The sequence below is a fragment of the Azospirillum sp. TSO35-2 genome (assembly GCF_003116095.1).
Lineage (GTDB): Bacteria > Pseudomonadota > Alphaproteobacteria > Azospirillales > Azospirillaceae > Azospirillum.
The window spans coordinates 538,053-546,795 of record NZ_LGRA01000022.1; the positions used below are offsets into that span (position 1 = coordinate 538,053).

The 8,743-nt window shown below is 69.1% G+C and carries 8 protein-coding genes and 1 tRNA gene; 3 read left to right on the plus strand and 6 right to left on the minus strand.

Features of this window, described 5'->3' with window-relative positions:
• Window positions 1-10 precede the first annotated feature (10 nt).
• From mrdA to TSO352_RS32350, 5 genes are all read right to left on the minus strand, one after another.
• Complete coding sequence (gene mrdA / locus TSO352_RS32330; protein WP_109111364.1) at window positions 11-1,897, minus strand: penicillin-binding protein 2; 1,887 nt, start codon at window positions 1,895-1,897, stop codon at window positions 11-13.
• Window positions 1,898-1,915: 18 nt separating this feature from the next.
• Window positions 1,916-2,428: a rod shape-determining protein MreD gene (mreD, locus tag TSO352_RS32335; protein ID WP_109111365.1), complete on the minus strand. Its 513-nt coding sequence runs from the start codon at window positions 2,426-2,428 to the stop codon at window positions 1,916-1,918.
• Between the two features lie 58 nt (window positions 2,429-2,486).
• Complete coding sequence (gene mreC / locus TSO352_RS32340; protein ID WP_109111366.1) at window positions 2,487-3,356, minus strand: rod shape-determining protein MreC; 870 nt, start codon at window positions 3,354-3,356, stop codon at window positions 2,487-2,489.
• A 107-nt stretch (window positions 3,357-3,463) separates the two neighbouring features.
• Entirely contained in the window at window positions 3,464-4,504 is a 1,041-nt protein-coding gene (locus TSO352_RS32345) for a rod shape-determining protein (protein WP_012974729.1), read from the minus strand.
• Between the two features lie 329 nt (window positions 4,505-4,833).
• On the minus strand, window positions 4,834-5,376 hold the full coding sequence (locus TSO352_RS32350) for a TIGR00645 family protein (RefSeq protein WP_109111367.1): 543 nt from the start codon (window positions 5,374-5,376) through the stop codon (window positions 4,834-4,836).
• A 198-nt stretch (window positions 5,377-5,574) separates the two neighbouring features.
• Here TSO352_RS32350 and phoU point away from each other — a divergent pair, with 198 nt between their 5' ends.
• Both phoU and hisE read left to right on the plus strand, forming a co-directional pair.
• Window positions 5,575-6,285 carry a phosphate signaling complex protein PhoU gene (gene phoU, locus TSO352_RS32355; RefSeq protein WP_109111368.1) on the plus strand — a complete coding sequence of 237 codons (711 nt, stop codon included), beginning with the start codon at window positions 5,575-5,577 and terminating at the stop codon, window positions 6,283-6,285.
• A 177-nt stretch (window positions 6,286-6,462) separates the two neighbouring features.
• A complete protein-coding gene (hisE, locus tag TSO352_RS32360) occupies window positions 6,463-6,792 on the plus strand; it encodes a phosphoribosyl-ATP diphosphatase (protein ID WP_109111369.1) in 330 nt (109 codons plus the stop codon).
• 21 nt (window positions 6,793-6,813) lie between these two features.
• Here the strand turns inward: hisE and TSO352_RS32365 are convergent, their stop codons facing one another.
• Window positions 6,814-8,352 carry a class I SAM-dependent methyltransferase gene (locus TSO352_RS32365; protein WP_109111370.1) on the minus strand — a complete coding sequence of 513 codons (1,539 nt, stop codon included), beginning with the start codon at window positions 8,350-8,352 and terminating at the stop codon, window positions 6,814-6,816.
• A 222-nt stretch (window positions 8,353-8,574) separates the two neighbouring features.
• Between TSO352_RS32365 and TSO352_RS32370 the strand changes: the two genes are divergently transcribed.
• Window positions 8,575-8,650: transfer RNA gene (locus TSO352_RS32370), tRNA-Lys, on the plus strand.
• Window positions 8,651-8,743 lie beyond the last annotated feature (93 nt).

Consider the following 8,743-nt stretch of genomic DNA (forward strand, 5'->3'; position numbering starts at 1 on the left):
CGGCGGAGGGTCAGCCCCGCGGTTCGGCCACGCCGGACGGCGGGGTTTCCGCCACGGTGGCGCGGCCGGGGTCGCGCTTCTGGGTTTCCAGCAGGATGTCGCGGGCAACCGGGGCGGCAACGGTCGAGCCGCCACCGCCGTGCTCGACGAAGACGGCGCAGGCGTAGCGCGGTGACTGGATCGGGGCGAAGGCGACGAACAGGGCGTGGTCGCGCTCGCGCCACGGCAGATCCTCGTTCTTCTTCACGCCGCTGTTGCGTTCCGCCATGGTGATGCGGCGGACCTGGGCCGAGCCGGTCTTGCCGGCCATCTCGTACCCGACCTCGGTGATGCGCGACTTGAAGGCGGTGCCGTTGGCGGCGTTCACCACGTCGGTCATGCCGCGCAGCACGATGTCGAGGTTTTCCTTCTTCACCCCGATGCTGGGCCAGGCGACCTGTTCGCCGCTGACCGACTTGATCTGCTTGGTCAGGTGCGGCTTGACCGCATAGCCGCCGTTGGCCAGCCGGCAGGTCATCACCGCCAACTGCAACGGCGTCGCCAGCACATAGCCCTGGCCGATCGAGGCGACCAGCGTCTCGCCCATGTCCCAGTTCTTGCCCAGCGTCGCCTTCTTCCAGGCGATGGAGGGAATCAGGCCGCCGCGCTCGTGCGGCAGGTCGATGCCGGTGCGGCTGCCCAGACCGAAACGGTTCGCCATCTCGGCGATGCGGTCGATGCCGACGCGGCGCGACACGTCGTAGAAGAACACGTCGCAGGAATGGCGCAGCGCCCCGACGAAATCCACCGTGCCGTGGCCGCCGCGCTTCCAGCAATGGAAGCGATGGTCGCCCAGTTCCAGATAGCCGGGGCAGAACACCGTGTGGTGGTTGCTGACCAGCCCCGATTCGAGCGCCGCCAGCGCCGCCATCATCTTGAAGGTCGAGCCGGGCGGGTACTGGCCGACCACCGCCTTGTTGTTCAGCGGGGTCGCCGGGTTGGCCAGCAGCTCTTCCCACAGCTCGGCGCTGATGCCCATGGTGAACTGGTTGGGGTCGAAGCTGGGGTGGGAGCACAGGGCGTAGATGCCGCCGGTGTGGACGTCCATCACCACCGCCGCGGCGCTGACGTCCTGCGCCAGCCGTTCCTGCACGAAGCGTTGCAGCCCCATGTCGATGGTCAGCTGGACCTCGCGGCCCGACTGCCCTTCGTCGCGCGACAGCTCGCGGATGACACGGCCGACGGCGTTGACCTCCAGCTGGCTGGTGCCGGCGGTGCCGCGCAGCACCTTTTCATGGAACTTCTCGATGCCGGCCTTGCCGATGCGGAAGCCGGGCAGCGACAGCACGGGATCGCTGTTGCCGCTGAGTTCGGCCTCCGACACCGCACCGACATAGCCCATGATGTGGGCGGTGGCGTCGGCCTGCGGGTAGTGGCGCAACTCGCCCACCTCGATCGCCACGCCGGGCAGGTCGGGGGTGTTGGTCTCGATCGTCGCGACCTGCTCCCAGGTCAGGTTCTCGCGCACGGTGACGGGGACGAAGCGGCGCTTGCGGTGCAGCTCGCGCAACACCCGGCGGCGGTCGCCTTCGGTCAGCGGCACGATGCGGGAGATCTTGTCCAGCGTTTCCTGGATATTGCGGGTCCGCTCCGACACGACGACGACGCGGTAGTTCTGCTCGTTCACCGCCAGCGGCGTGCCGAACCGGTCGACGATGTTGCCGCGCGAGGGGGCGATCAGCCGCAGGCTGATGCGGTTTTCTTCCGCCAGCATGGTGTAGCGGGCCGACTCGACCACCTGCAGGTAATAGAGCCGCCCGACCAGCGCGGACAGCCCCGCCAGCTTGATGCCGCCCAGCACCAGCGCGCGGCGGGCCAGCAGGCGGGAACGGTCGGTGTCGCGTTCGATGGAACTCATGAGACCCGTCGGGAGCCTTTACCCGTTCAGAAACGCGCGGTGGACGCGGATCAGCAGCCAACCCACCGCAGGGAAGGTGGCCACCGTCAGCAACCCCTGGAACAGCGCCGGCAGGATCGACAGCGCGGCGGAGTCCAGCATCGAGAAGGCCAGCCATTGCAGCACCACCGCGCCGGCCATCACCAGGGTGAAGCCGAACCACAGCAGCGCGAAGGTGCTGGCCAGGAACACCCGGCGCTGGTTCAGCACCGCCCATTGCGCCACCACCAGCAGCAGGGCGTTGACGCCCAGCGGGCCACCGATCAGAAAATCCTGCAGCAGCCCGATCATGAAGGCCACCCCCGGCCGCATGAGGTCGGGGCGATGGATGGTCCAGTAATAGACCGAGATCAGCGTCAGGTTCGGCGCCACCGGGGCGTAGCCCGGCACCGGCGCCGGCACCATGCCGACCAGCACCATCATCACGGTGACGGCGAAGGGCGCCAGATTGCGCCCGGCCTTGTCCAGCCTCTGCCAGAATGTGGCGGTCATCCCAACCGCTTTCCAGTCCCGGCGCACGCGTGCAACGGCCTTGCGTTCCTTCCGGCGCTTACTTCCATTCGGGCGACAGGTCCAGATCCGTGCCGGGAAGTCCGAAATCGACCAGACGCAGATGTTCGATGCGCGACAGGTCGGCGCTGGGCAGCACGCGCACGCCGCGTTCGCTGACCGCGGTCACCACGCCGACCGGCAGGCCGGGCGGGAACAGGCCGCCGTCGCCGGAGGTCACCACGCGCTCGCCCGCCTGCACCGGCGAGTCCGGCGGCAGGTACAGCAGCTTGGCCTGGTCGGAATTGTCGCCGGCCAGGATCGCGCGCTGCCGCGAATTCCCCAGAACCACCGGCACGCGGGCGTTGATGTCGGTCAGCAGCAGGACGCGGGACGACCATTCGCCGACCTCGATCACCCGGCCGACCAGCCCGGCCCCGGCCAGCGCCGCCTGGCCCTTGCGCACCCCGTCGCGCTTGCCGGCGGTCACCACCAGCGTGCGGACGAAGGAGCTGCCGGGCGTGGCGATGACGCGGGCGGCGATGTAGTTCACCGAAGGTTCCGGCCGCACCCGCAGCAGGCTGCGCAGGCTGCTGTTCTCCGACTCCAGGCGCAGGGCGGCCTGCTTCCATTGCAGCAGCCGGGCGTTCTCCGCCTTCAGCCGCTGGTTCTCGTCGAAGGCGTTCTCAAGCTCGACCACGGACTCGACGACGCGCGCCGCGGTCGCGGCGGGCCGTGAAATGGCGTCGAGGATCGGGGCGAAGGCGTCGGTCACGCGTGCGCGCGCGGTGTCCACCGACACCGACTCGATCTTGCCCACCATCATCAGGGCGATCGAGGCCAGGACCAGCAGAAGGAAGGAGAAACGCTGCGCAAGAGCCCGCAAGGGGGCGGCAAGGCGGATGACGGAGCCGGATGAGCGTGGCTTCACAGGAAATTCCCGTCCAGATACGCGGTCCGTCTCCGGTCCTTGATGCCCGGGAACTAACGCCCGGAGGCATGGCGGACCGGAGGCCTTCCAACCAAGGGATACACCAATCAGTAAGCGCTGACCAAGACGTTTCGCAGCGTCTTCATCTCCTCCAGCGCGCGGCCGGTGCCGAGCGCCACGCAGGAGAGGGGATCGTCGGCGATCGACACCGGCAGGCCGGTGGCGTGGCGCAGGACGAAGTCCAGGTTGCCCAGCAGGGCGCCGCCGCCGGTCAGCACGATGCCCTTGTCGACGATGTCGGCGGCCAGCTCGGGCGCGGTGTGTTCCAGCGCCACCTTCACCGCCTCGACGATGGCCGACACGGGTTCGGCCAGCGACTCGGCGATCTGCCGTTCGGAGATGATCAGCTCCTTCGGCACGCCGTTCATCAGGTCGCGGCCCTTGATCTCGAGGATGCGGCCTTCGCCGTCCTCGGGCGGGCAGGCGGAGCCGATTTCCTTCTTGATCCGCTCGGCGGAGCCTTCGCCGACCAGCAGATTGTGGCTGCGCCGGATGTAGCCGATGATGGCCTCGTCCATCTTGTCGCCGCCGACGCGGACCGACCGCGAATAGACGATGCCGCCCAGCGACAGCACGGCCACCTCGGTGGTGCCGCCGCCGATGTCGACGACCATCGAGCCGGTCGGTTCCGTCACCGGAAGCCCGGCGCCGATCGCGGCGGCCATCGGCTCCTCGATCAGGAAGACGCGGCGGGCGCCGGCGGCCTCCGCCGATTCCTGGATCGCCCGGCGTTCCACCGCGGTCGAGCCCGACGGCACGCAGATGATGACCTGCGGGCTGGCGAAGCTGCGGCGGTTGTGAACCTTGCGGATGAAATGCTTGATCATTTCCTCCGCGACTTCGAAATCGGCGATGACGCCGTCGCGAAGCGGCCGGATGGCCTGGATGTTTCCGGGCGTACGGCCAAGCATCATCTTCGCCTCGTCACCGACGGCGAGAACCTGCTTTTTGCCGCGCACGTTGGCGATGGCGACGACGGACGGTTCGTTCAGGACGATGCCGCGGCCCTTGACATAGACCAGGGTGTTGGCCGTCCCCAGATCGATCGCCATGTCGGCTGACAGAACGCCGAGCAGTTTGGAGAGCATGGAGCTGTCGAACTCTATCAAAGCGGTTGAGACGGCCGAGCCGGCGGATTGGCATAGCACGTCCGCCGACGGTTCCATAGTCGAATGAGTCCGGGCGCTCAAGCGGAGAGTGCGCCCGGCGCCCGATGAAGGCAAACTGGCGGAGTAGGGTTAATTTTCCGTCAACAGCACAAGCCATTGCGGTCAACGTCGCCCGAAACCACCCGATCGCCCGGCCGTCGGTCAGGACGGTACGGTGTCTAACCGTCTTGCCGCCGCACCGCAACGGGCTTTTGACCCCGGCCGAAGCGGAACGCCCGTCCGGCCTAACCGTCCGGCGTCATGGCGGCTCAGTGGTGCGCGTCCGCGGCCTTGGCGCGGTCCAGCGGGGCGGGCGCGTGGCGGTGCCCCTCCAGCCGGTCCATGCAGGCCAGCAACACGCCCGAAACGACGAAGGTCATGTGGATGATGACCAGCCACATCAGCTCGTCGCGCGAGGTATCGGCGAGATTCATGAACGCCTTCAGCAGGTGAATGCCCGAAATCGCGACGATGGAGGCGATCAGCTTCAGCTTCAGCCCGCCGAAATCGACCTTGCCCATCCAGTCCGGCCGGTCCTCGTGATTGGCGACATCGATCTTCGACACGAAGTTCTCGTAGCCCGCAAAGATCACCATCAGCAGAAGGTTGCCGGCGAAGGACAGGTCGATCAGCGTCAGCACGGCCAGAAGCACGTCCTTTTCGGTCATGTCCAGCACATGGGGAAGGATGTGCAGGACCTCCTGACAGAACTTCACCAGCAAGGCGCCCAGCGACACCACCAGCCCGAGATAGAAGGGGGCGAGCAGCCAGCGGCTGGCGAAGATGATCTGTTCAAAACGGCGTTCGATCATGGCGTGTTCGTCGGTTGGGGGAGGGGAGGGCAGCGGCCACAGCGGCGGCGCGCTCTCCGGTGTCGCAATGCTGCGCTGCAAAATCAACTGGGGAAATCGCTCGGGACTCCGGCGCGGACGCCGGTGTCATCGTTCCGTAACGTCCACGCGCTATGGTCGCCGCCTTGCATGGCTCCCGCCGGGAAAGGTTTGGCGACGATGAAGACCTCCGCTCCGCACATCGTGTCCGCGTTCGAGGACGCGCTGAAGCGGCTGAAATCCGCCATCGTGCAGATGGCCGGCGCCGCGGAGACGCAGATCGACCAGGCGCTGACCTGCCTGGCCCAGCGCAATCCCGATCTGGCGCGCGAGATCGTGCTGTCCGACGCCCGACTCGACTCGTTCGAGCGTGATATCGAGGCGCACTGCATGCGCCTGCTGGCTCTGCGCCAGCCGGTGGCCGACGACCTGCGCGAGGTGGTGGCGGCGCTGAAGATCGCCGGCAACCTGGAGCGCATCGGCGACCACGCCGCCAACACCGCCAAGCGGGCGGTCGCCATCTTCAGCCTGCCCGAGTCGGCGCCGCTGGCCGGCCTGCCGCAGCTGGGCCGCCTGGTGCGCGAACGGCTGGCCGCGGTGATCGACGCCTATGTCGACGGCGACGGCGACGCCGCGCTGCGCATCTGGCGCACCGACGACGAGGTCGACGCGCTCTACACCAGCCTGGTGGCGGAGGTCGAGCGCTCGGCCGCCGCGGTGCCCGACCAGTTCACCGCGCACATGCACCTGATGATGATCGCCAAGAACCTGGAGCGCATCGGCGACCACGCGACCAACATCGCCGAGGTCGTCCATTTCGTCAGCACCGGCGAGCCGCTGCTGGACGAACGGCCCAAGGCCGACCATTCCTGCGACCCGGCGCAGGCGTGACCGCGCAGGCGTGACGCCGCCGTTGGGGCGGGAAGGCGACGCCTGATGGCATAAGGCGATGGTGCGGCGCGGGGCCGGCCGATGGGGGATGGCAATTTGGCCTTGGAACGGCCACGTTATCGAAACGATGCTTGTCCATCGCCCCGCCGCCCCGCACACGAGGTCACGCACCCCTTCATGACCGACGACCTGATCCGCCTGTACGACGCCATCCTCGACCGCCAGGGCATGGACCCGGCGGAGTCCAAGACCGCCCGCCTGTTCGCCGCCGGTCCGAAGAAGATCGCCAAGAAGGTCGGTGAGGAAGCGGTCGAGGTCGCCCTCGACGCCATGAACGAGGACCGCCAGGGCGTCGTCAACGAAAGCGCCGACCTGCTCTACAACCTGTCGGTCCTGTGGGTGACGCTGAACATCCACCCCGACGACGTCTTCGCCGAAATCCGCCGGCGCGAGGCGCTCTACGGCATCGCCGAGAAGCTGCCGAAGCCGCCCGCCGGCGCGCGCTGACGCGCCGCTCCACCTCCCCCGTCAGCGGACCCCCAGCCCGGCCAGCAGCGGCCGGCGCCCTTCGCCGAAGCGCGCGTGGCGCCGGGCGAGTTCGGCACGGTTGGCCTCGTCCCCCTCGCAGCGCTCGCCGTCGCGCCCCAGCGTGATGCCGTCGGCCGACAGGTGACGCCAGGCAAAGGCCGCCGGCTCCTCCCCCAGCCGGTCGGCCAGCAGGAACAACGCCTCGATCCGCGACACCGCCACCCCGGCGCCCAGCAGCGGCGACGCCAGCTGGCCCGGGGTGTCGCCGTAGCGGTGGCGCTCCAGCACCGCGCCGTTGAAACGGTCCGCCTGTGCCTGCCGGTCGGTCCTTCCCGCCTCGGGCATGGCCGGGGCCGCCAGCGCGAGGCTGGTCAGCAGCACCAGGGCGCGCAGCACCGCCTCCTCCCCCTGCGCCGCCAGCTCCGGGCGGGCGAGCAGGGCGTCGAGGCTCTGCGGCCCCTCCGCCAGCGCCTCGCCCAGCGGCCGGTAGAGCGCGGACGCGAAGGACAGGCGGCCGACCGGGGTCGAGGCGACCTCCGGCAGGTCGTCGGGCGCCACCAGCAGGACGAAGCGGCTGGCGCCCAGCAGCGCCCGCCGCTCCGCCGCGGACAGCCGCTCGCCGCCCTTGACGAACAGGTCGCGGCGGAAGCTGCGGTTGGTCATCACGTCGCGCAGCGTCTCGGCCTGGGCGGGGTCGCGCGCCTCGGCCGCCAGCGCCCGCTGGGCGGCGGAGAGGGTGAGGTCGTCCAACTGCTCCATCGGCACCGCGGCGCCGGCGAACTCCAGCTTGGCGCCCGCCAGCTCGCGCACCACGTCGGCGTGGTAGAAGGCGGTCCAGTCGCCGTTCAGATATTCGTGCGCGATGTAGTTCGCCGACTTGTGGCGCAGCTGCTCGATGCGCTCGGCCACGCCGTCGGTGTTGGCGAACCAGCCGCCGCCCTGGGCCGCCATCCGCGCGGCGAAGGCCACCGCCCGCTCGATCCGCTCCGGCAGGGGGCCGTCGCCCTCGGCGCAACGCTCCACCAGGATGCGGCGCAGCGGCATGTGGGCCAGCGTGCCGGGCAGGGCGTTGTAGCTGACGAAGACCACGCCGCCCGGCTTCAGCCGGCGGCGCAGCGTGTCGAGCAGGATCGCCCGGTTGGCGGCGCTGACCCAGGACCAGACGCCGTGCAGCGCCACGACGTCCAGCATTGGCGCCGGCGCGCCCTGCCGCCGCGCCTCGTCGGCGAAGCTTTCCTCCAGGAAGACGGCGTTGGTCAGGCCGGCGTCGTCGGCCAGCCGCCGGGCGCCGGCGATGTGCGAGGGGTTGAAGTCGGTCGCCTCGAACCGCGCCGCCGGGTGGGCGCCGGCCAGCAGCGCCGTGGTCAGCCCATGGCCGCAGCCCGGCTCCGCCATGGTGAAGCGGCCGTCGGTCAGGGCGGCGGGCGGGCGCCAGCCGCGCAGGGTCAGCGCGAAGCGCAGCAGCGCCGGCGACCAGTCGCGGTAGACGGCGCGGATGTAGTCGATCCCGCCGACATAGCCCTCGGTCCAGCCGCTCATCCTGCCCCTCCCGCACCCGATCCGGTCGTCGCGGTGGTGTAGCCGGAGCCCGTCGCCGGGGCCATCGAAATGCACGCCGAGGAAAATGCACGGGCCTGCGTTTTTCCTATCGACAGGCCAAAAGCCCTTCGCTATAAACCGCGCCACACCGGCCGGGACACACGGCCTGACCGGGGCGATGAACAGTCGGCTGCGTTTGCAGCGTTCGTCGCGTCAAGAGATGGGCGCATAGCTCAGTTGGTAGAGCAGCTGACTCTTAATCAGCGGGCCCAAGGTTCGAGTCCTTGTGCGCCCACCATCTCTTGAAGTGCCCGACATGGATGGGCGCATAGCTCAGTTGGTAGAGCAGCTGACTCTTAATCAGCGGGCCCAAGGTTCGAGTCCTTGTGCG

Bases quoted from the DNA above. Each gene is read 5' to 3' on its own strand.
- hisE (WP_109111369.1), top strand. From the start codon at position 6,463: ATGACCGACGACCTGATCCGCCTGTACGACGCCATCCTCGACCGCCAG.
- TSO352_RS32350 (WP_109111367.1), bottom strand. From the start codon at position 5,376: ATGATCGAACGCCGTTTTGAACAGATCATCTTCGCCAGCCGCTGGCTG.
- mrdA (WP_109111364.1), bottom strand. From the start codon at position 1,897: ATGAGTTCCATCGAACGCGACACCGACCGTTCCCGCCTGCTGGCCCGC.
- mreD (WP_109111365.1), bottom strand. From the start codon at position 2,428: ATGACCGCCACATTCTGGCAGAGGCTGGACAAGGCCGGGCGCAATCTG.
- phoU (WP_109111368.1), top strand. From the start codon at position 5,575: ATGAAGACCTCCGCTCCGCACATCGTGTCCGCGTTCGAGGACGCGCTG.
- TSO352_RS32365 (WP_109111370.1), bottom strand. From the start codon at position 8,352: ATGAGCGGCTGGACCGAGGGCTATGTCGGCGGGATCGACTACATCCGC.
- TSO352_RS32345 (WP_012974729.1), bottom strand. From the start codon at position 4,504: ATGCTCTCCAAACTGCTCGGCGTTCTGTCAGCCGACATGGCGATCGAT.